At 49.9% G+C, this 25,265-nt stretch carries 20 protein-coding genes; 14 read left to right on the forward strand and 6 right to left on the reverse strand.

Translation table 11 applies throughout. From position 1 onward, the window contains the following. The first annotated feature begins 42 nt into the window (after positions 1-42). The 3 genes from gltX (at position 43) to GY634_RS02440 (ending at position 5,250) form a co-directional block, all read left to right on the forward strand. A complete protein-coding gene (gltX, locus tag GY634_RS02430) occupies positions 43-1,446 on the forward strand; it encodes a glutamate--tRNA ligase (protein ID WP_166406970.1) in 1,404 nt (467 codons plus the stop codon). A gap of 187 nt (positions 1,447-1,633) precedes the next feature. Beyond that, positions 1,634-2,848, forward strand: a complete 1,215-nt coding sequence (gltS, locus tag GY634_RS02435; protein WP_166406971.1) for a sodium/glutamate symporter — start codon at positions 1,634-1,636, stop codon at positions 2,846-2,848. Between the two features lie 134 nt (positions 2,849-2,982). Further along, positions 2,983-5,250 carry a FepA family TonB-dependent siderophore receptor gene (locus tag GY634_RS02440; protein WP_207625467.1) on the forward strand — a complete coding sequence of 756 codons (2,268 nt, stop codon included), beginning with the start codon at positions 2,983-2,985 and terminating at the stop codon, positions 5,248-5,250. A 95-nt stretch (positions 5,251-5,345) separates the two neighbouring features. On the opposite strand, the gene GY634_RS02445 is transcribed toward GY634_RS02440, so the two are convergent. After that, positions 5,346-6,284 carry a LysR family transcriptional regulator gene (locus GY634_RS02445; protein ID WP_166407144.1) on the reverse strand — a complete coding sequence of 313 codons (939 nt, stop codon included), beginning with the start codon at positions 6,282-6,284 and terminating at the stop codon, positions 5,346-5,348. Positions 6,285-6,638: 354 nt separating this feature from the next. Here GY634_RS02445 and GY634_RS02450 point away from each other — a divergent pair, with 354 nt between their 5' ends. After that, entirely contained in the window at positions 6,639-7,475 is an 837-nt protein-coding gene (locus GY634_RS02450; RefSeq protein WP_166406972.1) for a bifunctional allantoicase/(S)-ureidoglycine aminohydrolase, read from the forward strand. A gap of 83 nt (positions 7,476-7,558) precedes the next feature. On the opposite strand, the gene GY634_RS02455 is transcribed toward GY634_RS02450, so the two are convergent. After that, positions 7,559-8,647, reverse strand: a complete 1,089-nt coding sequence (locus tag GY634_RS02455) for a metal-dependent hydrolase (protein ID WP_166406973.1) — start codon at positions 8,645-8,647, stop codon at positions 7,559-7,561. A 156-nt stretch (positions 8,648-8,803) separates the two neighbouring features. Here GY634_RS02455 and trhO point away from each other — a divergent pair, with 156 nt between their 5' ends. After that, complete coding sequence (trhO, locus tag GY634_RS02460; protein ID WP_166406974.1) at positions 8,804-9,823, forward strand: oxygen-dependent tRNA uridine(34) hydroxylase TrhO; 1,020 nt, start codon at positions 8,804-8,806, stop codon at positions 9,821-9,823. Positions 9,824-9,985: 162 nt separating this feature from the next. Beyond that, a complete protein-coding gene (locus tag GY634_RS02465; RefSeq protein WP_341352805.1) occupies positions 9,986-10,654 on the forward strand; it encodes a glutathione S-transferase in 669 nt (222 codons plus the stop codon). Between the two features lie 577 nt (positions 10,655-11,231). Here GY634_RS02465 and fabI read toward each other — a convergent pair. From fabI to gloB, 3 genes are read right to left on the reverse strand one after another with little or no spacing between them, the layout of a single operon-like run. After that, positions 11,232-12,017, reverse strand: a complete 786-nt coding sequence (fabI, locus tag GY634_RS02470) for an enoyl-ACP reductase FabI (RefSeq protein WP_166406976.1) — start codon at positions 12,015-12,017, stop codon at positions 11,232-11,234. Between the two features lie 55 nt (positions 12,018-12,072). Then, positions 12,073-13,422 (reverse strand): transglycosylase SLT domain-containing protein, encoded by a 1,350-nt coding sequence (locus GY634_RS02475; protein WP_166406977.1) that lies wholly within the window; start codon positions 13,420-13,422, stop codon positions 12,073-12,075. A gap of 7 nt (positions 13,423-13,429) precedes the next feature. After that, a complete protein-coding gene (gene gloB / locus GY634_RS02480; protein ID WP_166406978.1) occupies positions 13,430-14,245 on the reverse strand; it encodes a hydroxyacylglutathione hydrolase in 816 nt (271 codons plus the stop codon). Between the two features lie 20 nt (positions 14,246-14,265). On the opposite strand from gloB, the gene GY634_RS02485 reads away from it, so the two are divergent. From GY634_RS02485 to GY634_RS02510, 6 genes are all read left to right on the forward strand, one after another. Beyond that, complete coding sequence (locus tag GY634_RS02485; protein ID WP_166406979.1) at positions 14,266-15,015, forward strand: class I SAM-dependent methyltransferase; 750 nt, start codon at positions 14,266-14,268, stop codon at positions 15,013-15,015. An 11-nt stretch (positions 15,016-15,026) separates the two neighbouring features. Then, positions 15,027-15,482: a ribonuclease HI gene (gene rnhA, locus GY634_RS02490; RefSeq protein ID WP_166406980.1), complete on the forward strand. Its 456-nt coding sequence runs from the start codon at positions 15,027-15,029 to the stop codon at positions 15,480-15,482. Next, positions 15,483-16,574: an efflux RND transporter periplasmic adaptor subunit gene (locus tag GY634_RS02495; protein WP_166406981.1), complete on the forward strand. Its 1,092-nt coding sequence runs from the start codon at positions 15,483-15,485 to the stop codon at positions 16,572-16,574. 26 nt (positions 16,575-16,600) lie between these two features. Next, positions 16,601-19,636 carry an efflux RND transporter permease subunit gene (locus GY634_RS02500; protein WP_166406982.1) on the forward strand — a complete coding sequence of 1,012 codons (3,036 nt, stop codon included), beginning with the start codon at positions 16,601-16,603 and terminating at the stop codon, positions 19,634-19,636. Positions 19,637-19,676: 40 nt separating this feature from the next. Next, on the forward strand, positions 19,677-20,399 hold the full coding sequence (dnaQ, locus tag GY634_RS02505) for a DNA polymerase III subunit epsilon (protein WP_278249001.1): 723 nt from the start codon (positions 19,677-19,679) through the stop codon (positions 20,397-20,399). 147 nt (positions 20,400-20,546) lie between these two features. Continuing rightward, positions 20,547-22,670 (forward strand): PAS domain-containing protein, encoded by a 2,124-nt coding sequence (locus tag GY634_RS02510; RefSeq protein WP_166406984.1) that lies wholly within the window; start codon positions 20,547-20,549, stop codon positions 22,668-22,670. A 1-nt stretch (position 22,671) separates the two neighbouring features. Here GY634_RS02510 and GY634_RS02515 read toward each other — a convergent pair whose 3' ends face one another. Further along, complete coding sequence (locus GY634_RS02515) at positions 22,672-23,118, reverse strand: GNAT family N-acetyltransferase (protein ID WP_166406985.1); 447 nt, start codon at positions 23,116-23,118, stop codon at positions 22,672-22,674. Positions 23,119-23,545: 427 nt separating this feature from the next. Here GY634_RS02515 and GY634_RS02520 point away from each other — a divergent pair, with 427 nt between their 5' ends. Continuing rightward, positions 23,546-24,064 carry a hypothetical protein gene (locus GY634_RS02520; protein ID WP_166406986.1) on the forward strand — a complete coding sequence of 173 codons (519 nt, stop codon included), beginning with the start codon at positions 23,546-23,548 and terminating at the stop codon, positions 24,062-24,064. Between the two features lie 209 nt (positions 24,065-24,273). Beyond that, positions 24,274-25,233 carry a TAXI family TRAP transporter solute-binding subunit gene (locus GY634_RS02525; protein ID WP_166406987.1) on the forward strand — a complete coding sequence of 320 codons (960 nt, stop codon included), beginning with the start codon at positions 24,274-24,276 and terminating at the stop codon, positions 25,231-25,233. Positions 25,234-25,265 lie beyond the last annotated feature (32 nt).

Raw genomic sequence — 25,265 nt, forward strand, 5'->3', positions numbered from 1 at the left:
GTAGAACGTCTGCTTTTATTTGGTAATTACGTTGAAATCGCTATGACCACCTCTACTGTTAGAACACGTTTTGCTCCTTCTCCTACTGGCTTCTTGCACTTGGGCGGGGCTAGAACAGCCTTGTTTTCTTGGGCATTCGCACGCCACCACAAAGGTACTTTTGTGCTGCGTATTGAAGATACGGACTTAGAGCGTTCTACACCCGAGGCAGTGCAAGCCATTATTGATGGTATGAGCTGGTTGGGCATGCATGCCGATGAAGGCCCGTTCTACCAAATGCAACGCATAGCGCGTTACCAAGAAATCATTGCGCAGATGCTGGAAAACGGCACGGCTTACCATTGCTACAGCACGCCAGAAGAAGTAGAAGTCATGCGTGAAAAAGCACGGGCGCTGGGTATGAAACCCCGTTACGACGGTACATGGCGTCCCGAAGCAGGTAAAACTCTGCCAGCCATTCCTGCTGACCGTAAACCTGTGGTGCGTTTCAAATGCCCACAAGAGGGCGCAACATCGTGGGACGATATGGTGAAAGGCCGTATCAGCTTCAGCAATTCTGAGCTAGATGACCTGATTATTGCGCGTCCAGACGGCACACCTACCTACAACTTCTGCGTAGTGGTAGATGATTGGGACATGAACATCACCCACGTTATCCGTGGTGATGATCACGTGAATAACACGCCACGCCAGATCACTATTTTGCAAGCGTTGGGCGCTACAGTGCCTGAGTACGGCCATGTGCCTATGATCCTGGGTCCAGACGGTGAAAAACTGTCTAAACGCCATGGTGCGGTCAATATCATGGATTATGACACTCAAGGTTACTTGCCTGATGCCATGGTGAACTACTTGGCACGTTTGGGTTGGAGCCACGGCGATAACGAACTGTTCTCCCGTGAGCAGTTGATTGAGTGGTTTGATACCCGTAGCTTGAGTCGTTCTGCCTCTCAGTGGGACCCTAAAAAACTGAACTGGGTGAATGCGCATTACATCAAGCAAATGGATAACGAGGCCTTGGCCGCCGTTGTGGCACCACGCGTGTTGAAGTTAGACCCCGCTGCGAACGTCAGTCAATTAGCGGACGTCTTAGCGCTGATTAAAGACCGCGCTGAAACCTTGAATGATTTGGCAGAAGGCGCATTGCTGTTTTGCAGTGCTTTTGAAGCAGCCCCTGCTGAACTTCAAGCAGAAGTGTTGACGGAAGAATCCCGCGCCGTTTTGAAGACTTTCGCTGAAAAAGCTGCCGCATTGCCAGAGTGGAATACAGAAGCCTTGGCCCAAGTGATTAAAGACACCTTGGAAGCCTGCGGTATCAAAATGCCAAAACTGGGTATCCCGTTGCGTGTAGCGGTGACAGGCCGCAAACAAACTCCGGCTCTTGATGCTGTCTTGGCATTGTTAGGTCGCGAACAAGTGCTGGCACGTTTGGCTCAAGTCGGCTAACACGTTGTCTTTTTGCTGTAGCCGGCAAACTGCAAAACCCCATCTTTATGAATAAAGATGGGGTTTTTGTTTAGCGATTCAGACTAGATGGAAATAAGGGAATAAACCACCAATTGCAATGCGTGACTTGGTGGTAGCATAGCGCGACCCCAATTACGTACCTGTTATCACCTAGGAGCATTGTGCAATGCAGGTTGATTCTTTCCATAGCTTTACGCTGACTATTTTGTTGCTGTTTATTGGTAAGGGACTGGTAGCCCGCATCAATTTTTTACGTGCTTACAGCATTCCCGAATCCTTAGTGGGTGGATTGTTGTGTGCGGTAGCGACGTGCATTATTTTTTACGGCATGGGGCTCACCATTAATTTTGATTTGCAGCTGCGTGATGTGTTGTTGCTGTATTTCTTTGCGGGTATAGGCCTTAATACCGATATTCGTTCGTTGGCCAGTGGGGGGCGTCCATTGGTGGTGCTAACCGCGTTATCAGTATGTTTTATGGTGCTGCAAAACATGACCGGTATGGGGTTGGCACAAGTGTTTGGCCTGGACCCACGCGCCGGGCTAATGTTGGGCTCTATTTCGCTAACGGGTGGTGTAGGCACGACCTTATCGTGGACGGAGTTCTTCACCGACACCTTGGGTATTGCGAATGCTAAAGAGCTGGGTTTGGCGGCCAATACCATAGGTTTAATTTCAGCTTGTGTGATTGGCGGTCCCATTGCGGCGGCATTGATAGGTAAATACAAACTTACTCCTTCCGACAACGTCGAGCTGGAAGTAGGGAGTATGCATAAGGAAGAAAAAGTAGCGCGTATTGATTACTACGGTGTTTTGATGGCGCTATTTTGGTTGAATATGGCTTTGATTCTCGGCAGTTTTATTAACGAAGGGTTAGCGAAAAGCCCCGTAGTGCTGCCTGAGTTTGTAGGCTGTTTGGTTGCGGGTATTGTGATCCGAGCCCTAGGCACACTAAGCACATTGCAACGTCAGGGTAGGATGTGGCGGTGGCCCATTATGCAACCTGGTTTAGCGTTGATTTCAGACATTTGTCTGGGAGGCTTTATCACCATGGCATTGATGGGCTTACAGTTGTGGACATTGCAGCCAGTGCTGGGTTTTATGCTGGTATGTATGTTGATACAGGTCGCCTTGGTGGTGCTGTATATTTTTGTGGTGGTCTTTAGAGTAATGGGTAAAGACTACGAGTCTGCGGTGATGTGTGCAGGCTTTGGGGGGATCACACTAGGTTCTACCGCGACGGCCATTGCCAACATGACAGCCGTAACACAACAATACGGCGCCGCCCACAGGGCATTTATTGTTGTGCCTTTAGTGTGTGGTTTCTTTATTGACTTGGCGAATGCCTTGGTGATTGGGGTAATGGTGAACTTCACGCCATAGTTGATAATGAGAACTGTTGCGTTTACCCGCCAAATGTGGGGGTTAAGTAGCTAATACGCTCACAGAATCCGTAATAAGAATTACTATCATTAACAATTATGTTGATGTACAGTGATTTTTACCTAGGGATTATCGTGACGTTCAAACCAACTTACCCCTTAAGCGCCGTAGCAGCAGCGTTATCGTGCTTGACACTGGCTGCCCCAGTATGGGCGCAGCCAGTGCAGCAGCTAGAAAGCATTAAGGTGATTAGTACTGCCGAAGAAGAATTAAAAGAATCTTTAGGCGTATCTATCATCACTTCTGACGATATAGAGAAAAATCCATCCGTTACAGATCTTACCGATATCTTGCGTAAAGAGCCGGGGGTAAATCTTACTGGCAGCGCGAATTCGGGTATGCGTGGTAACCGCAGACAAATTGATATTCGAGGCATGGGTCCAGACAACACCATGGTGTTGATTGATGGTAAACCGGCTACCTCGCGTAATGCGTCACGCCAAGGTTGGACTGGTGAGCGTGATACGGATGGGGATACTGGCTGGGTTCCCCCTGAAGCCATTGAGCGGGTAGAGGTATTACGTGGGCCAGCAGCGGCTCGCTATGGCTCGGGCGCGATGGGTGGTGTGGTTAATATCATTACTAAACGCCCAACCGATGCGTTCCATGGCTCGGTGACAGCGTTTAGGCAAATACAAGAAGACGGTAAAGAGGGTGACAACTGGCGTACCAACTTTAACTTGTCAGGCCCCATTAGCGATCGCCTAGGGTTTAGGGTATATGGGGGCTATAGCAAGACACAACCTGACGCCATAGACATTAATAAAGGACGTGCACCCGAGAAAAACGGTTTCGTGGATGCTTCCGGTAAAACGGGTGTACGTGATAAATACATTAATGGTTTATTGGCGTTAGACCTTACACCAGAGCAGCGTGTAGAGCTGAGTTTTGGCAGCAGCAGAAAAAGCGATCTGTACTCGGGTGATACCCAAAACACCATTGGTAGCAGCACCGAAAATGGTGGCAACTTTATCCCTGTTTCTGAGCTATACAACTCTGAAACCACCATTGTCTACCGTAATACCATAGGTCTAAGCCACCACGGCGACTGGTCATGGGGGACATCACGACTAGAAGCCAGCTATAGCCAGACGCGTAATAACCGGGGTACAGAAGGGCTATTTGGCGGCCCAGAGGGGGCATTCTTGTCGGGCCAAGGTACGTCAGGCCAAGACTTGCGTTACAACAGTGTGCTCAAAGAATCGCGGTTAGATGGTGAGGTCAATATTCCATTCATGGCGGGTGGCATGGACCAAATGCTAACAGTGGGTGGCGAGTTGCTGCATGAGTCGCTGAATGACCCTGGTAGTCTGCGTACGCTGATGGTGGGTGGCAATAGCTGGGAGCCGCCAGGTCTGGCTGGACGCAATGGCAAAACCAAAACCTCGTATACCAGTGGTGCGCTGTACGTAGAAAATAATATGCGCATCAGCCCTGACTTCACGCTGACGCCTACTATACGGTTTAATCAGCACGAGGAGTTTGGCTTTAATGTCAGCCCCGGCTTAACTGCTTCGTATGCGTTGGGTGATTTCTGGTCGGTAAAAGGGGGGATCGCCCGTGCGTACAAAACACCTAGCATGTATCAATCTAACCCTAACTATTTGTTGTATAGCCAAGGTATAGGTTGTCGCCCAGGTTACCCTGCTGGCGGGTGTTACTTACAGGGTAACGACGATCTAAAAAGCGAAACCAGCATCAACAAAGAAATTGGTATTGCCTACGACGATGGCGAGCTTAGTACCAGCCTGACCTATTTTCGCAATGATTACAAAAACAAAATCATGGCAGGGGTAGATTCCTATGGCACGGTGACTAATGGCCGTGGCCCTGCCGATATCTTGAAATGGGAAAACACCCCTAAAGCGGTGGTGTCGGGCTTAGAGGGCAATCTGTTTATGCCTTTAAGCGACACGGTAGACTGGAACACCAACTTTACTTATATGTTGGAATCTAAGGATAAAACCTATAACCAACCGCTAAGCATTATTCCTAAGTACACCGTGAACAGCTATGTACGTTGGATGCCTACCGAAAAACTGACTTTGCAAGCTAACGTCACGTGGTACGGCAAACAAGAAGCGGCGGACTTTGATATTCGTAAAGGCACTGATGTGTCGGGCCCATCACTGAATCCTTACGCATTGGTAGGTTTTAGTGCGGGTTACGAGATTAGCAAAAATGTGTACATCAAAGCTGGTGTGAATAATTTCTTTGATAAGAAGCTGTACCGTTATGGCTTAAGTAACGGTAACCAAGCCTCGGTGACAAACAGTGCGGGTGCGCGTACGTATAACGAGCATGGGCGCTCTTTGTTTGTGGATGTACGTGCGTCGTTCTAACTAAACGCCAGCCCAGAAAGCGTAGTTCTGCTTTCTGGGCATTTTTTGCTCACCCATAGCGTGAAGCAATGGGGTAAAGGCGTAGCGCTAAGCATTCACGCGTTGTCCTCAAACTTATGCACAGCCTGCGTGGATAAACCCTCGTCAGACGCTATAGGTTCATTGGGGCTTAGTACCGCAATCAGCACACGGGCTAGGGTTTTAATCATAGGGTCGGTATTGGGGCGATGCAAAATTGCTAATTCAAATGCATCAATACTCGGTAGCCCCTGCGCTATTCCTAGTTCTATATGCTGATCCGTCACGGCACGACGGGGTAACAAGCTAATGCCCATGCCATGCGCCACGGCACCTTGTATGCCGCTTAAACTTGAGCTGGTAAAGCTAATACGCCAACGGCGACCTAGGGATTCAACCGCACTGATAATTTCCTCACGGTATACACCGCGATGGGGAAAAGTGACGAGTGGAATAGGGTCTAGGTGAAATACCGGATGGCTGGCGCTATCTACCCACGCGGTGTGTTCAGGCAGTATGGCTACAGCGGGCCTATTGTGATGACGTTGCTTAATTAGGATGAGGTCTAACTCACCTTGGTCGTAGTCCAGCAAAAGGTCGCGACTTAGCCCGCTGGTGACCTCCAAACGTACCTGTGGGTAACGACGATTAAACGATGCCAAGGCTTGCATGGTACGACCACTAGCAAAGTCTTCCGGCACACCTAACCGCACGGTGATGGTAATGGGGGCTCCCGATAAGGCTTCCGACATTTGGTCGTTTAGCATCAGCATCTGGCGGGCATAACCCAGCAGCGTTTGCCCCATCTCGGTGGTAGCAATGCCTTGGTTATTGCGTTCTAGCAGTCGATGCCCAGCTTGTTCTTCTAAGCGGCGTATTTTTTGGCTGATGGTAGATTGCGTGGAATGCAGGCGTGTAGCGGCACTGGTGAAGCTACCGCATTCTACCACCGCGAGCAGTGCGCGCAACAAGTCTAGGTCATATAACAGTCTATTTGTTTTATCACTGCTGATCATTGTGGTATAGGGATTCTGAATTGATAAAGGTACGGCCTGGCGATGCGTCAAGAACGAAAACCGCTAAACTCCAGTCACGGTTAAAGTTATAAAAAGTAGTTAAATAACAATATGATGTAGGGATAATTGGCTAAGATTCACGCTTGTCTGAATGCAAATAATATCCCACTATCATTCATTCATAAAATGAATGTACTAAATTAAAACATTTAATTTGCTAATGAATTGGTCTGCCGTTAAGGTGTAGTAGTCCCCGCGCATTGAAGCGACGGCGTGAAAAATGCCACTACGGCAAGCTTTACTCGTCCTACACAACGCGACAGGCGTTTCTATTGAATTTCTATCGGAATCGTTATGTCCAAAGTTAATTACTATGCTCCAGCTGGTGGTCATCCACCTCAGACACAGCTGTTGACTGACCGTGCCATGTTCACGGAAGCCTACGCGATCTTGCCTAAAGGTGTGTTGCAAGACATCGTGACCAGCTACTTGCCTTCATGGGAAAAAACCCGTTTGTGGGTACTGGCACGTCCGTTGTCCGGTTTTGCGGAAACTTTCTCGCAATACATTGTGGAAGTGAGCCCCGGTGGCGGCAGTAACGATCCCGAGTCCAACCCCGAGGCAGAAGCCGTGGTGTTTGTGGTGGCGGGTCAGTTGGAACTGGAACTGAACGGCGAGAAACACACCATGGAAGAAGGTGGTTATGCCTTTATTCCTCCAGCAAGCAAATGGAAACTGCACAACCGCACCAATGCGTTGGCTAGCTTCCACTGGATCCGTAAGCGCTACCAAGAAGTAGAAGGCGTGCCGCATCCTAAAGCGTTTGTGACCAACGAAAAAGACGTAGAACCTATTGTGATGCCCGACACGGAAGGCCGTTGGAGCACCACACGTTTTGCTGATATGTCTGACATGAGTCACGACATGCACGTGAACATCGTAAACTTTGAACCCGGTGGCGTAATTCCTTTTGCGGAAACTCACGTGATGGAACACGGTTTGTACGTGTTGGAAGGTAAAGCGGTATACCGCTTGAACCAAGACTGGGTTGAAGTAGAAGCGGGTGACTTTATGTGGCTACGCGCATTCTGCCCACAAGCATGTTATGCCGGTGGTCCTAGTCGTTTCCGCTACTTGCTGTACAAAGATGTAAACCGTCATGCCAACCTGACGATTGGTGGCACGCGCTAAGACGCTGCAGTACTGATTCGCCGTGTCAAAAAAGCCTGGGCTCTGTGTAAGCAGACTCAGGCTTTTTTGCTGGCACTCACCCTTTAATTAGGCGGTGAGTTCTCAGAAAGTTGAGCGTGGTAGGGCTCAGCCTGCATGCCTATGGTTTTTGCCCATTCTGCTAAAGGCAGGGGTGGAGTTGAGCGTAGCACCCTATTCATACCGGCCTTAATGAGTGCGAAATTATGCCAACCACCATATTTGTACGGGGTGACTTCGCGCCAGTTTTGCTGGGCATCTTGTTCGCCAACGACGAAGCGGAACGAATAGATCCCCGCACCTGCACCCATACGTAAGTCGCTTACGATCAACAAGTCGTCCTGCACATCAAAGCGTACCCAGTCGTTACTAAACCAGCGCAAGCGCTGCAGAGAGGTGGCGTCGGGCAGGTTATCGGCAAGGTGATGGTTGTTGGCAGCACAAAGATACTCGGACTCTGTCGTATCTAACAAACCGGTAATGACCTCGCAATCTACACCAGAGTTTGTGCGCACAATTGAGCGCCACAGCAGCGTGGTAAAGAGTTCAGGCGTAGTGAAGCTAGTCGTGGGCGTATAACCCAGTTGTTGCACCTGTGTCCGTGCTTGGGTATCTACATACTGCTGTATGCCGACGGTAAGCGCTAAATAGGCGGTACTTAACCCCAAGGCCCAGTGGCAGGTTTTAATTACCCCATTGCGCCCGCCCCAGCCTAGCAACAAAATGGTCGCTATCAGTAAAGGCAGGGTATAAATTGGATCAATAATAAAAATACTGGCCCACGCCTGCGGTATAGGCTCTAGCGGCCACATTAACTGCGTACCGTAGCTAGTAAAGGCATCCAGTAATGGATGGGTAATTAAGGTTAGCCACACAGCCAGAAATAACCGGCTAGCACCATAACGTGGGTCGGGTCGCCATAATCGCCATAAGAAGGTCAGCAGCAGCGACAGCCCAGTCAGTACAAACAGAGAATGAGAGAACCCACGATGACTGGTCATGGCCAGAATGGGGTCCTGATAGCGCATCACTACATCCAGATCGGGCAGCGTAGCCAGAACAGCGCCGACAACGGCGGCCTTACGGCCATGGTAACGACCAATCAAGCTGCCACAAATGCTGGCACCCAGAACGGCTTGGGTAAGAGAATCCATAAACAACGCGGGGTATAATAAACGACAATGAGTGAGTATCCACCTTGGTCTATTGTACGGACCTTTTCTTGCGTTAACGCAAAGAGCCTGCAGTTTTACTGACATTGGCGGGGTGGATAACGTTATGATTCTACTTTTTCCTTCCTGACTAGCACCATGGCCAAATACCTTGTCGCCGCCCTTTACCACTTTGCTGAACTCGACGATTACGTCAGTTTGCGTCAGCCGCTTTACGATTTCTGCGCTGAGCGTCAGATTATCGGTACGTTGCTGCTTGCACGTGAAGGCATCAACGGCACGATTGCTGGCACCGAGCAAGGCATTAAAGAAGTCTTAGCGTATCTGCGCTCTGATCCTCGCTTAGCTAAATTGGTGCATAAAGAGTCGTGGGCAGACAGCATGCCGTTTTACCGCTTAAAGGTAAAACTGAAAAAAGAAATTGTGACCTTAGGTGTGCCTGACCTGAAAACGGCCGAAATGGTAGGTCAGTATGTGGCACCTGAAGACTGGAATGCGCTGATCGAATCCCCCGACGTGGTGTTGATTGATACCCGTAACGACTACGAAGTGGGCATTGGTACCTTTAAACACGCGATCAACCCCAAAACCGATAGTTTCTCGGAGTTCCCGGAATGGGTAGCCGAGCAACGTAAAGAAGGCGGTGTATTGGCAGGCAACCCTCGTGTGGCGATGTTCTGCACAGGTGGTATTCGCTGCGAGAAATCCACGGCCTTTATGCGCTCTCAAGGGTTTGAGGATGTATACCACTTGCAAGGTGGTATTTTGAAATATCTAGAAGACATCACCGAAGACAAAAGCTTGTGGGACGGTGAATGTTTCGTATTTGATGAGCGTGTGTCAGTAGGCCACGGTTTACGTCAAGGCGATTACACTTTCTGTCGTGCATGCCGTATGCCACTCAACGAAGCTGATCGCCATCACGAACATTATGAAGAAGGCGTTAGCTGCCGTCATTGCCATGACAAGCTGGATGCAGACAAAGTAGAACGTCTGCGCGAGCGTCAGAAGCAAGCGCAATTGGCACAAGAACGCCGCTCGCGTCACATTGGTGCTCCGTTAAGTGAGCTGCGCGAGAGAAAGCATGCGTGGAGACAAGAGCAGGCCGAACGTTCACGTTTGGCACAAGAAAAAGCTGAGGCCGAGCGTAATCAGTAAACCGCGTATACGCCTACAGCTATAGGCGCTTTTTAAGCGCTATGGTAAAACCGGATGAGCATCTTGTATGCCATCCGGTTTTCTTTTGCGGGTAGGTTAGCAAGGCAATGTAGGTCTTTGGTGGCCACGCTATATGCCGCACTAGTTGTTTTTGGAGTAATTGTGAGTTTGCCGATTTTGTATTCTTTCAGACGTTGTCCATATGCCATGCGAGCACGTTTGGCGTGGGCTGCCAGTGGGTTGCAGTGTGAGCTGCGAGAAGTAGTATTACGCGACAAACCGCAGGCACTACGTGATGCGTCTCCCAAAGCGACAGTGCCTGTGCTTGTATTACCCACAGGGCAAATCATCGATGAAAGTATAGATGTGATGTATTGGGCCTTAGGCCAAAGCGATCCAGAAGGTCTGCTGCAGCCAGAGCATGAAGCAACGATACGTGATTTAGTGCGTGCGAATGACGGCCCCTTTAAAAAAGCGCTAGATAGGTATAAATATCCACAGCGTCATGAAGCCGAATTCGGTGAGCGCAGTGCGGAAAGTTATGCACAAGCACAACGTGAACTGGCGATGCAACACATTGCCGATTTAGAGGCACGCTTGCAATCGCATACCTATTTGTTGGGCGAGCGTATCAGCCTAGCAGATTTGGCCTTAGCGCCCTTTGTGCGCCAGTTTGCGCATACTAACGACGAGTGGTTTGCGGCCCAGCATATACCCGCTGTGCAGCGCTGGTTAGCAGCGTTTGTGGCGTCGCCTAGGTTAGAGCGAGTGATGAGTAAGTATGAGCAGTGGCAGGAAGGGCAAGAGCCAGTGATTTTTCCGCCAGTTTAATGCGTGTGGGTAATTGCGGGGCTTAGAAACCGCCCATTTACTCACGACTGTTTGCCGTAGCCTAAGGACAGTTTCTCACTGGGTGTAGTGAGCTTTACAGCCTGCGTACTTACGACTGGACTGCATTAGCCTAAGGCTGCGAAAGTATTTTTTAATTTGTAAACCAAATAAAAAAACACTTCCATCCGCCTTTCCTTCATCGCATGCCACGGTCTTTGCGTCGGTGATTGCTGTTAGTTGTGCATACTTTTGAGCAAAACAGCACGTGATGCAACGCAAGTTCTCCTGAACAGAGATCCTCTAGCTGGTTGTGCTTGAGTCAACCTCCTGCAGCGTAATAACAAGGTATGGACAATATGCTCTGATTTTGACTCGTTGCCACATAAGAAAGGGCGGTAAACCTATCAATTGCGATACCTCAGGGGAGGCGGAGGAAAACTTTTTTGATTTGGTGTCTCAAATCACAAAAAGTTGTTCCGCAGTCCCCCAGCGTGTGCGATGGATACACCCGCCAAAAACAACAAACCCCCAGTAAAAACCAGGGGTTTGCTAGCATTCTTACCTAACGCTAAGAAGCTTACTCAACCATACCTGCAGCAACACACGAGAAACCACCATCAACGTGAGTGATCTCGCCAGTGATACCCGCAGCTAAGTCGGACAACATAAACGCAGCCACGTTACCAACGTCTTCGATAGTCACGTTACGGCGAATAGGCGTTACGCTTTCCACATACTTCAGCAGCATGGAGAAGTCTTTAATACCACTGGCCGCCAGCGTTTTGATAGGACCAGCAGAAATACCGTTAGCGCGAATACCACGTGGGCCCAATGCCGCAGCCAAGTAACGCACGCTAGCTTCCAAGGATGCTTTAGCCAAGCCCATGGTGTTGTAGTTAGGTACAGCACGTTCAGCACCCAAGTAGGTCAGTGTCAGCACCGAGGCTTGACGACCTTCCATCAATGGCAATGCCGCTTTAGCCAATGCAGGGAAACTGTAGGAAGAAATGTCGTGTGCAATTTTGAAGGCTTCACGAGACAAACCTTCCAAGAAGTCACCCGCAATCGCTTCGCGTGGCGCAAAGCCGATAGAGTGCACCAGACCATCCAAACTGTCCCAGTGGGTACGCAGAGTGGCCATTGCATCGTCAATTTGCTGATCTTCAGCTACATCCAGAGGGATAACGATGTTGCTGCCTAATTCGCTGGCGAATTCTTCCACACGCTCTTTAAAACGCTCGCCCACATAAGTAAGAGCAATTTCTGCACCTTGCTGATGACAGGCTTGGGCGATGCCATAAGCAATGGAGCGATTGGAAATTACGCCGGTGATAAGAATGCGTTTGCCGGTGAGGAAACCCATGCTGAATAGTCCTTTCTTCTCTAAAAAATAACGTGCCAATTTACCAGGACGCGACTCAAGACGGTACGCGTAGCTGACTACCTGGCTGTATATTGTTGTTGCGTAGTTTATTCAGTTTTTTCAGCTCTGAAACAGAAGTGTTGTATTTACGAGCAATGGCGAAGAGTGTATCGCCTTTTCGTACGCGGTAGTTACGCGCGACAGCACGACGGGCAGTAGCGCGTGGTTGTTGCGCCTGCGCGGCCAAGGTGGCTTGAGCTGTTACGGGCGTACCTTGCGCTGTCATAGTGATGCGAGCATCTGCCGCATCAATAGGCAGCAATAACTGTGTGCTGGCAACGGTTTGTTTGGCGTTCAAGCCATTTAAGGATCGCAACTCTGCTACCGAAATGCCGTGATCTTTGGCGATAGAAGCAAACGACTCACCACGTTGGGGCTGATATACCTTCCAGTTGCTGAGTTTGCCCGTGAACGAGGCGAGATTGCGTTTGAAGGTTTCTACTTTATTTGTAGGCAGCAATAAGGTGGTGTTGTTGGCGGGAATGACAGGACGGTTATGCGATGGGTTAAGCATACGCAGATCATCTATGCTCATTTCGGCCAATTGTGCGACTACGGTCATGTCTATGTCGCTAGTACGCGGCACGGAAGTGAAGTAGGGCTCATTACTGATGTCTGGCAAGGTGATGCCGTAACGTTTTGGGTCAGTAATGATGTTTTTTAGTGCTTGCAACTTAGGCAGGTAATTGCGAGTTTCTTCTGGCATGGTGAGCGATAGATAATCGCCCGGCAGGTTTTGGCTTTCATTGCGTGCAATTGCACGTTTTACCGAGCCTTCACCCCAGTTATATGAGGCCAGCGCTAAATACCAGTCGCCTTGGAAATCATATAAATAACTTAGGTAATTGAGTGCTGCATCAGTTGAGGCAATAGGATCGCGGCGCTCATCAAGCCACCAGTTTTGTTCCAAGTTGTAGTATTTGCCAGTGCTTGGAATGAACTGCCACAGCCCGGAAGCATGCGCGCGTGAGTAGGCGTCGGGGTTGTAGGCGCTTTCTACAAAGGGCAGTAGTGCGAGTTCGGTAGGAAGGCCTCGCGCTTCAATTTCATCAACGATATGGAACAAGTATTTGCTCGCACGTTGGCTCATTACTAGTAGGGACTGAGGGCGTGACGCGTAGTAGTCCGTCCAGTAGTCCACGAGCTCGGTGTCGAGGTTGGGAATGGAGTAGCCTCTACGTATACGATCCCACATGTCGCGTGGCGGGTGGGTCAAATCGATGGTACGGGAGGTGTCGGCAGCAATCAGCGGGCCGTCACTTTTTTGCGTATGCTGCTGTTGTTGGGTTGCGCAACCGGCAAGTACCATCAGCATGCATAAAGTAAATAAACGAATAATTCTCATGGCGGAGTCAGGCTTGATTTTTCCATTCGCGTAAACAGGCGAAAACGTCTACAGGAGTAGCCAATGGGGTTTTTGCGTAAGCGGTGGCAGCATGTACAACGTCTGGTTCGCGAGTGCGCAGAAACGGATTGGTGGCCAGTTCGGTTTGCAACGAAGTGGGGACGGTAGGCAAGTGGTCTGCGCGCTGCTGCAGAGCTTGATCATACCGAGCCAATAAAGCTGGGTTTTCAGGTTCAACAGTTAAGGCCCAGCGGGCGTTAGATAAGGTGTACTCATGGGCACAGCAAATCAACGTGGCGGGCGGTAAAGACGTAAGTTTACCCAGAGATGACACCATTTGGGCAGGGGTTCCCTCAAACAATCGTCCACAACCCATAGAAAAAAGTGTATCGCCACAAAAAAGTAAGGGGGGACAGCCGTCGGGTATGCTGTAATAACCTACATGGCCAGCCGTATGTCCGGGTATGTCTAATACCTTACAAGTGAGGTTTAATGCGGCTATGCGCAGGGTTTCATCTTGTTTTACCGCTACATTGCGAGACGGGATATTTTCACTGGCTGGGCCGTAAACCACCGCATCGGGTGCATGAAGTAATAATTTGTTAATGCCCCCGGTGTGGTCGCCATGATGGTGGGTAATTAAGATGGCGCTAAGTACCAGATTACGTTGTTGTAGGGCGTGTATGACAGGCTCTGCTTCACCAGGATCTACAACTAGAGCATGTCCGGCATATTCAAGTAACCATATATAGTTATCATTGAAGGCAGGAAGTGGCGTGAGCGAATAGCCGGTAGTAGCAAACGAAGCTAGCACATTCATCATAGTCTAGGACGATCAAAACAATGGAACAGGCCCGAACCGCACAATTGATGCAGTGGCAGCATACGGTACCAGGACGTCATGCTCGCGCCTGGATGCATAGGCAAGTCAATGCACTGGTGGGCAATACATTCGGGTATCATGCCATACAAATTGGTTTGCCTCACTGGGACTTATTGCGCGCGAATCGTATCGCTAATAAATTTTGTACGGTGGATACTGAAAGTGTGGACATTGTACGCAAAGGTTTGGTGATCTGTGTACCTGAACAGTTACCGTTTGAGTCAGAAAGCGTGGATCTCATGGTTTTGCCTCATGCGCTGGAGTGCTCGGCACAACCACACCAAATATTGCGAGAAGTAGAGCGCGTCTTACGTCCCGAGGGAAAAGCGATTTTTGCAGGGCTAAACCCATATAGCTTATGGGGCTTACGTGATCGTATCCCCGGTTTAGAGTCACATTTGCCGGTTGCGCCGGCGCAGTATGTGTCTCAGGCTCGATTAGAGGATTGGTTAGAATTGTTGTCGTTTGATGTGACGCAAGCTAACCAAGGGGTGTATATGCCGTATTGCCAAAGCAGACGGTGGTTACATCGCTGGGCCTTTATGGATACCTTGGCACTGCGAGGGTGGCCATTACAGGGAGCGGTGTATGTGGTGGAAGCCATTAAGCGAGTGAATGCGGCCAAAATGGTGGGGTTAGAGTGGAAACGCGTGCCCCCTAAATTTAAGTCCCGTGCGGTGGCAGCAGCCCGCCGGGATGCCAATATGTGAAGTAGTAAGTCATGGAACAAAAAGTGGTCAATATCTGGACAGATGGCGCATGTAAGGGCAACCCCGGGCTAGGTGGCTGGGGCGCGTTGCTGCGTTATGGTCAACACCGTAAAGAAATTTTCGGTGGCGAGGAAGACACCACAAACAACCGTATGGAACTTCTGGCCGTGATTCGGGCCTTAGAACTGTTGAAACGCCCCTGTAATGTGACCGTACATACTGATTCGCAGTATGTACAAAAAGGCATGCTGGAATGGATGTCAGGATGGAAAGCTCGTGGGTGGCGTACAGCCGACAAGAAACCTGTTAAAAATGCAGACTTGTGGCAGCAATTAGATAGCTTGTCGCAGCAGCATACCTTGCAGTGGCAGTGGGTGCGTGGGCACGCCGGTGACGCGGGTAACGAGCGAGCAGACGTGTTGGCAAACAAGGGGGTAGACAGCGTGCGACAGCATAATGAGGCGTAAATGAAAAAAAAGTGGGTAATTTGGGCAATTCTTGCCATTCTGATCGTAGGGGTTGCATTGGTATATGGCGGTGCCAAACTCTTAGTAAAAGAGAACACAGGCACTAAACAGCCTACTGCTGCAAAACTGACCGAGGCGACCGAAATGGTGGCGACAGAGCGGGTAGGAGTGCAAGTGGCCGATGCCCAATTCCACGAATTGCAGCGCTCACTCAGTGCTGTGGGTTCATTAAAAGCACGTGATTCTGTTGCGTTACGTTCAGAAATTACGGGTACTATCAAAGAAATCGCTTTTGCTGAAGGGCAACCTATAGAGCGCAATCAAGTGTTGGTGCGCTTAGATGACAGCATTGCGCAGGCCCAATTATTAGAAGCCAAAGCCAAGTTAAGTTTGGCCAGTAGCCAATACCAGCGCTCTAGACGCTTGAGTGAGCAGGGCTTTATTAGCTCTCAAGCACGCGACGAGTCGGCAAGCCAGCTGCAAGTGGCTCAAGCAGCGGTAGCTTTAGCACAGGCGCAGCTAGATAAAACGGTGATTTTGGCGCCGTTTTCAGGCTTGGCTGGTTTGAAAAACATTTCCGTGGGCGATTACGTGAGTCCGGGTAGTGAGTTGCTCTTGCTGGAAGCCGTAGATATGCTGGAAGTGGATTTCCGTATTCCGGAACAGTATTTATCACGCGTGTCTCCTGGCACATTGGTAACGGCACGTGTGGATGCCTTCCCCAAAGCCGAGTACGACGGCCAAGTAACGGCAATTAATCCCGTGGTAGATGCGGCGGGGAGATCGTTATGGTTACGTGCCCGCTTACCTAACGAAACGTTAGAGCTGCGTCCAGGTTTGTTTGCGCGGGTTAGTTTGCAACTGGGTACAGACTCGGTTGTGATGGTGCCGGAAAGCGCTATTCAGCCAGCAGGCGAGGCGCAATATGTGTTTTTAGTGGTGGATGGCATCGCGCAGCGTACCGAAGTCAAAGTCGGGGAGCGTGAGGCGGGCTGGGTAGAGGTGCAAGGTGTAGCACCTGGTGAGGTTGTGGTGGTGTCTGGTGTACAGAAGATTGCCAACGGCACATCTGTGCTGATTCAGAAGCCTTAATGTGACACTTTCAGGAACCCTCTACCATGCTGCTTTCTGACGTTTGTATACGCAGACCTGTATTTGCTACGGTTTTATCGCTGCTGATTGTGCTGATAGGGCTGATTTCCTATGATCGCCTAACTGTACGCGAGTACCCCGCTATTGATGAGCCAGTGGTGTCGGTGTCCACCACCTATAAAGGGGCATCGCCCGAAGTTATAGAATCACAAATCACTAAACCCCTTGAAGACCAATTGTCTGGTATTGAGGGTGTGGATGTGATGACATCGCGCAGTCGCTCCGAGCGTAGCCACATCAATATCAAATTTGATTTGAATCGCGATCCTGATGCGGCTGCAGCTGATGTGCGCGATAAGGTGTCACGCGCACGCCGATTCTTGCCCGATGAAGCCGACGAACCCATCATCAATAAGGTAGAAGCTGATTCCACGCCTATTGTGTATGTGGGGGTGGATATGGGGACTTTATCGCCCATTGAAGCGTCTGACTACATTAACCGCTATATTAAAACGCGATTGTCTGTGTTGCCGGGGGCGGCTGAAGTACGCGTGTTTGGTGAGCGCCTACCTTCTATGCGCATTTTTGTAGACCGAGCGCGATTGGCGGGCTATGGCTTAACCGTACAAGATGTGGAAGACGCGTTACGCAGCCAGAACGTGTTGATTCCTGCAGGTCGTATTGAGTCTAACGATCGCGAGTTTACCGTGGTGTCGTCTACCGATTTGCAGACTGTAGACGAGTTTAAGCAGATTATTGTGTCGCGCGCGCAGGGGTTTCCTATACGCCTAGGTGATATGGCCGATGTACGTATTGCCCCAGCGGAAGAACGTGTTTTAGCGCGTTTTAATGGGCAAAATAGTTTGACCATTGGGGTAACAAAGCAATCTACAGCGAACCCCTTGGATTTATCGCGTGCCGTACAGTCTGAGTTGGAAATTATTAATGCCAACTTGCCGGGCAACATGCAATTGCTGGTGTCGTACGACAGTTCTATTTTTATCGAGCGTTCTATTGCCTCGGTGTACAGCACCATTCTGGAAGCTATTGCGCTCGTGGTGCTGGTGATTTTCTTCTTCCTACGTAACGTACGCGCCAGCTTAATTCCTATTGTGACCATTCCGGTGTCCTTGATCGGCGCGCTGGGTCTGATGTACGCCTTTGGTTTCTCTATTAACACCCTAACGTTGCTGGCGATGGTGCTGGCTATTGGTTTGGTGGTGGATGATGCCATTGTGGTGCTGGAAAACGTGTATAGGCACATAGAAGAGGGTAAATCCAGCATTGAGGCGTCGTTTATTGGGATTAAAGAGATTGGCGGTGCTGTGATCGCCATGACCTTAACCTTGGTAGCGGTGTTTGCGCCGTTGGCGTTTGCAACGGGGCGTACCGGCCGGTTGTTTATTGAGTTCGCCTTAACGCTGGCGGGCGCGGTGGGGGTGTCGGGTTTTGTGGCACTAACCTTAACGCCCATGATGTGCTCGCGATTGCTTAAAGCACCTACGGGCAATCCGGGTCGTTTATACCAACTTATTGAAGATGGCTTAAATGGCTTAACACGCCGTTATCGTAAGTTGCTGTTGAAAGCATTGCGCTATCGCGTGGGTGTGATTGTGATGGGCTTGGTGGTGGCGTTGGCCAGCGGCTGGTTGTTTACCATTATTAAAAGCGAGTTGGCCCCTATTGAAGACCGAGGCGTAATTTTTGGTATGGTCACTTCGCCAGATGGCGCGACGCTGGATTACACCCTGCGTAACGTGCTGGAAGTGGAGGGCATGTACCGCGAACTGCCAGAAATGCAGGGTATACAAACCATTATTGGTTTCCCCACTGTCACGGATTCCTTTGCTATTTTGCGTTTGGCGCCGTGGGAAGAACGTGAGCGTAGCCAGCAGCAAATTGCCAATCAGTTGCAGCCTAAGTTCAGAGCGCTGAGCGGCGCACGTGCGTTCCCCAGCAACCCGGCTTCATTAGGGCAGCGTGCAACATCCAAGCCCGTGCAGTTTGTGATCATGGGTCAAGCTCCCTATGTAGAGTTAGATGCGATCGCTAAAGACTTTATGAAGGCACTAGAAGACTATCCAGGCTTGCAGAACTTGGATTTGGATTTGCGTTTGAACACGCCAGAGCTGCGGGTAGAGCTGGATCGCGATAAGTTGTCGGATAGTGGTGTGAAGGTAGATGTAGTAGGTCGTACCTTAGAAAGCTTGATTGGTGGTCGCCAAGTGACGCGTTATGAAACCGATGGCGAACAGTACGACGTGATTGTGCAGGTGGATAAACCAGACCGCACACGGCCTAACGACATTTTGGACATCTATGTGCGCGCAGAAGATGGCAGCATGGCGCCATTGGATAGCTTCTTAAGCATACGTGAAAGTGTGTCGCCGCAGTCGCTGAACCACTTTAACCGTTTGCGTGCAGTGATTATCGAAGCGGGCGTGGCCCCTGGGTACGCACTAGGTGAGGTGCTGGATCACATGCACAAGGTGGCGGCAGATGTCTTACCAGACACGGTACAAACTGATTTAGACGGACAATCACGCGAATTCAGGGATTCGTCTGGCAGCATGTATTTCATTTTTGCCATGGCGTTGGTGTTTATTTATTTGGTGATGGCCGCCCAGTTTGAAAGCTGGCGTAATCCGTTTGTGATTATGCTGTCGGTGCCGCTATCGATGACAGGGGCGTTATTGGCGCTGTGGCTCAGTGGCGGAACCTTGTCTATTTATAGTCAAATTGGCCTGATTACCTTGGTGGGATTGATTACCAAACATGGTATTTTGATAGTAGAGTTTGCTACCCAGTTACGGCTGCAAGGTGTGGGTTTATATTCTGCGGTAGTAAAAGCCTCAGAGCTACGCTTGCGCCCCATTTTGATGACCACTGGCGCGATGGTGCTAGGGGTGCTCCCGCTGGCATTTGCGACTGGGGCCGGGGCAGAAAGTAGGCACCAGATTGGTTGGGTGCTGGTAGGCGGGTTAACATTCGGTACCTTACTGACACTCTTTGTGGTGCCGGTGGCGTATACGTTTGTAGCAAAAAAAGTGTTGAAGAATTAAGGCCTAGATCGAATACTAGGTAGACAGGGCGAAACAAAGGATCATCAGGATAATGCGACAGATAGTTTTTGATACGGAAACCACAGGTTTGGACCCCTCTGATGGGCATAGGCTGGTGGAGCTGGCTGGTGTAGAGGTCATTAACCGTACGTTAACTGGTCGTCATTTGCATCTGTATGTGAACCCAGGTCGGGACAGCGACCCGGAGGCCTTGGCAGTACACGGACTGACCACTGAATTCCTGTCTGATTATCCAGACTTCAAAAACGTGGCATCGCAGGTAGTGGAGTTCATTGAAGGGGCAGAAGTCATTATTCATAATGCTCCCTTTGACTTGAAATTCATGGATGCGGAATTTGCCCGCTGTGGGTTGCAGCCTTTCACAAGTTACTGTGAAAAAGTAACCGACTCGTTGGTGTTTGCCCGTGAGTTACACCCCGGTAAGCGTAATAACCTTGATGCTTTGTGTGAGCGTTACGGCATTTCTAATGCGCATCGCACCTTGCACGGCGCGTTACTGGACTCGGAGTTGTTGGCTGATGTATGGCTAGCCATGACCCGAGGCCAAGAAAGCCTCATGATGGCAAGTTATGAGGATGGGGCGGGTGATAGCAATAGCACTGTACGTTTTAGTTCAGTGGACTTTTCAGTATTGCCTATAGTGCGGGCCACGGAACAGGAGCTGCAAGAACATCAGCAGTACCTGGATGCGTTGGCAAAGGCAAATGGCGAGCCTGCTTTATGGAATAAGCTCGCCAATTAATAATAGTTTCATGTGTTTGCAGTGATGGTGGTTTTGCTGCTATTGGGTAACAGGCTGTTTAAATACGGGGCATTGGCCTCATAAGCTATACCCTGTAGCGGTACATGCGTTTATACACACTGAGACATCGTGGAGAAGCACGCTTTAATGTTTAGTCGTCAAGCTCTAAGCCCAAAGAAAACAGTGTATGGGTATACATTGTTGGTGATAGTGGTATTTTTGGCGTTGTTGTCCTATGCCGTGGTGCAACTGGTCAATCAGCAAAAAGAAATGCGTACCGATATGGCTGGGCATATGCTGTGGGCCAGTACCCAAGCACAGCAAGAAGGTTTGCGTTTAATGACGCAGATTGCGTTGGTGCGATCGGGCGATGACATTACCTATAACAGCTTATTTAACCAGTACGAAATTTTTCTTAGCCGTCTGACGCTGTTGCTGACAGGGCCACAAAAACGCAATTTAACGCACTCTGGCGAACTGAATTCGCTGTTAAGTGTGGTGGGGGCATTTGAAAGTAGTGTGGCGTGGAGCGATGGCCGAAAGTTAAGTACAGAAGAATTATTGGCGTTAGAAAGTAGCTTGAAGCCGTTGTTGTCGCAACTGCAAGTAGCCAGCAACAGAGTGTTGCTCTACGAACGAGAGAACACAAGCCGTTCACGTGAAGTACAAATTAAAGCGATTTGGCAGTTGGTGGTAGGGGTACTGGGACTGTTAATTAGTGGTGGGTATTTGCTGTTTTGCCAGATGATGGAAGTGCAGCGTGCCCAAAATGCCGAACGCATGACAGTACGCGCCAAAGAGTTTTCTGAGTTGCTATTGGGGGCTTCAGATGAGGGTGTACTCGTGCTGGACGAGCGCTTTGTCTGTTTGTCGTGTAACCGTGCGGCGCAAACCATGCTGAACCTGAACCCCGAGCGGGTAGTGGGCAAGAGCGTGTTGTCTATACGCTTGTTCCCCCAGTTGGAGCCTGCGGTGATAGAAGCCTTAAATGGCCACAAAGCAGAATTAAACAATGTAGAGCTTATCGACGCCTCGGGTGAAATTCGCTATATGGATTTTGCCATTTTTCCGCTGCATTTGAAAAATGGGCCGGACGGTGTGGTGGTGTTTGTGCGTGATAACACCGAACGTTATTCCTCTACGTTGGCGATGGAACGTCAATGGGACGAGAAGGCCACGCGCGCATGGCGACGTAGCCAAGAATTAGAAACCGTACAACGACAATTGGTGCGTGTGTTTGATGCGGCTCCGGTAGGGTTATGCGTGTTTGCATCCACAGGCGAGTGCTTGTATTCCAACCTAACCAGCCAAAAACGCTTAATTGAAGAGCAGGGCGGGCAGCATGTTGCAGTAGGGTTAGAAGGCGCTTTGCAGCGTTTGAATTACTTGTTGCAACAGCAAGGCCAACAGAGGCCAGAGCAAGGGTCGTGGTTCGAGGAAGGGAAACGTGCTGATGCGGATGTGCATATGCCAGATGGTACGTGGCAACGCGTGAGCTACGACATTTTAGAAGGCGGTGTGCACCTGTTCTGTCAGACCGATATCAGTGCCTATAAGCAGACACTGTGGCTACAACAGCAGTTGGGTCTACATACTCAGCATCTCAGCACTTTAAGTGCCAAGCTCTCGGAACAGTTGGGCAGTCTGCTTACAGGTAGTGAGTCTATACGCGGTGACGATAAAACGAATGCTATTTTGCAGGCACAACGTCAAAGCGTAATGGACATGCAGCACAATGTGCAGTGGGTGAACTATCAGGTAGACAGCGCGCAGGAAGCACTGCGTTTTATGAGTGATGAAGTACGCGTTATTCCAGCGCCGTATGCCTTGTTCGGTATGTTAGAAAACGTGTTGTCTCAGTCTAAAAAGTTGGCTCCAGACTTATGGATCAATTTAGATGGCGGTGATGTGTATAGTGGTCTGATGATCGAAGGCGATGAGCGTTTGATGCAAAAGGCATTACTGGGGTTATTGCTGCAATATGCAGATAGCTTAGGCAGGCAGCATGCAATATCACTGCAGGTGGAAGAGCACGCCTTCCAGATAGGTATAGTGCTGCGCCCACTAGTCACCAATGAGCAGCGTGATGCCTTGCTGGACTTGGGCATGGGCAGACTACAAGAAAGCAGCCCTGATGCTATGGGTATGGGTATTTACTTGGCAAGACAGGTGGCCCGCTTGCATGGTGGAGATGTGTATTGGGGGCACGACGAGGAAGGCTCGCTTTGTCGCGTTACCCTGGATAAAACGCTGAAAGTAATAACGATTTAAGTTACAGCGGTAAGTGGTAGCGGCGTTTGTGGCGCTCTCCCATGGCATACATGGGGCTGTTAGGGGGCACGTCCACCGTGTCCACGTAGGTTGCGCCTAGGTTTTCACAGGTGCGACGAGACGGCGTGTTGTCAGGGTTGCACGTGATCCAAATTTCTTCCAAGCCGTTTAGTTTTGCCAGAGGCAACAGCAATTGGCAGGCACGACGCGCGTAGGCGCGGCCGCGGTAACGCGGAAACACTTCATAGCCTATGTGACCCAAGTGATGCAGTAGATCAGCGTGGGTACCGATGCGTAGATGAATGACGCCGGCGATTTCTTGCCCCGTTTGCATGCTGAATTGATAAAACGGTGCCCAACCTTTAACAGGGTTATGGTGGCAGATGATATCAAGTCGCAACTGGAGATCGCGGTCTACAAACTTCAGATGTTCAGGATTGGCCAGCAAGGTTAGGAATCAGGCAAAGTTGACGAGAAAGCTGAAGGCATACAAGCCTGTAGCGGAAGGTTCTAATCAAGTATATATCAGCTTGCAGAGAAATTTTGGGTTGCGATCTTGAATATCGCTATATACATGGTAATATAGCGGTGCTTGTAGCAATTTTTTTTGCTGTACTCCAGTCATGCTCAGCTGTCCCTGTGCAAAACATCTGACGGAGTATTTGCCGCAGTCTGTGTATGCAGAGTGCGGCATTTTTTTCTCTTTTCCTGTTGGTATATGGATGTAAAACTATGCACAGAACATATGAAATGTATCTGCGCGTGGTTTTTTTGCCTGCGCGCCATGACCTGACAAAGCTGACGGCGTAAAATACTCTTCCGTATTTTTGTGCACCATTACCTGTTTCAGGCAGGTTTTATTAGGAAGAATTATTTTGGCTACTCGACGGACAGCGCGTTGGAACGGCGAGCTGGAATCGCTTTCCCCAGAGTTTTTGAAAGACGTGATTGAGCGTATGAATTCTTACGGCGATCGCGTACAGATTGAATTTCCCGGGCATGCAAAGCGCCCTAACTACCAAGTTATTAACAGCCGCGGCTTCAAAATGGCATTCGACAGCAAAAACCTGTTGATGCAATTGAATGAAAATGGCGATGTCAGTGACAACCTATCCGATGTATTCAGCCTAGAACAGGTTAAACAAGCATTAGTGGCTCCTGCCGCACCTGTGCGTCGTGCGAGCAGCCCACGCAGCAGCGGCACAACGCGTGCCCGTGTAGCATCACGTGCTGAGCCGGATCCTGTTGAAGTGGAAAAATACAACTATTTCCGCGTACACCGTGAGTTCTTACCTGACGGCATACAACAATACTCTGCAGATATTACTCGCTTGATGCGTACCGGGATGAGTGCAGAAGATGCATTTAACCAAATCGTAGACGAACACTTCTAACGTTACGAGTTGGAAAGACAGGCATGGCCTTGCTGTGATGGCTGCCATGCCTGCTACTGATATGCATCAAATGCTCACAAAAAAAGCATGTCAGTATCGGGAAATCCCCCTTGTCCTGCTAACTTGAAATAGGCATTGTTATACGGTTTGGTTTTAGGTGTATAACACCTAACCGCGTCATATCAACAATATATTCAGGAGGTAGGCGTATGCGTTTTATCAAAACGCTGATGGGTACAGCCTTGGTGGCAACAGCACTAGTAGGCGGCGCAGCAACGGCACAAAAAGCCCAGTTCATTAATATTTTGACGGGTGGTCAAAGTGGGGTGTATTACCCTATTGGTGTGGCACTGTCGCAAATTTATGCGCAAAGCATTCCCAATGTAAAAGCAACGGCTCAGGTCACCAAAGCCTCGGCAGAAAACATGAACCTCTTGCAAGCTGGTCGTGGTGAGTTGGCCATGGCACTGGCGGATTCCGTGTCTGACGCATGGGAAGGTAACGAAGAGGCAGGCTTTACACGCAAACTGGACAAACTGCGTGGGCTTTCCGGTACCTACAATAATTACATCCAGATAGTGGCAAATGCCGGTTCGGGCATTAACAGCCTAGAAGATCTGCGCGGCAAACGTATTTCAGTAGGGGCAGCACGCTCGGGTACCGAGCTAAACGCACGCGCTATTTTCAAAGCGGCGGGCATGAGCTATGACGATTTCAGCAAAGTGGAATACCTGCCGTTTGGCGAGTCTGTAGAGCTGATGAAAAACCGCCAGTTAGATGCCACACTGCAGTCAGCAGGCTTGGGCGTGTCGTCTATTCGTGACTTGGCTACCTCGGTAGATATCGTGGTGGTGCCTGTGCCGGTTGAAGTCGTAGAGGCCGTGGGTAGTGAAGCGTACCAACCAGCAGTGATTCCTGCGGGTACCTATGCAGGCCAAGAGGCCGATGTAGCGACGGCAGCTATTCCTAACTTCTTGGTGACGCATTCAGGCGTGTCGGATGAGCTCGCCTATGAAATGACCAAGCAACTGTACGAAAACATAGACTCCCTTTATGCCGCACACAATGCGGTGAAAAACATGAAGCTGGAAAATGCGGTGAAAGGCATGCCTGTGCCTATACACCCAGGCGCTGAGCGCTACTACCGTGAACAAGGTGTGATTCAGTAACTGCCAATAAGCCCAATAGGCTTATTGGTACG

It is taken from the genome of Paenalcaligenes suwonensis (assembly GCF_011290505.1).
GTDB lineage: Bacteria > Pseudomonadota > Gammaproteobacteria > Burkholderiales > Burkholderiaceae_B > Paenalcaligenes > Paenalcaligenes suwonensis.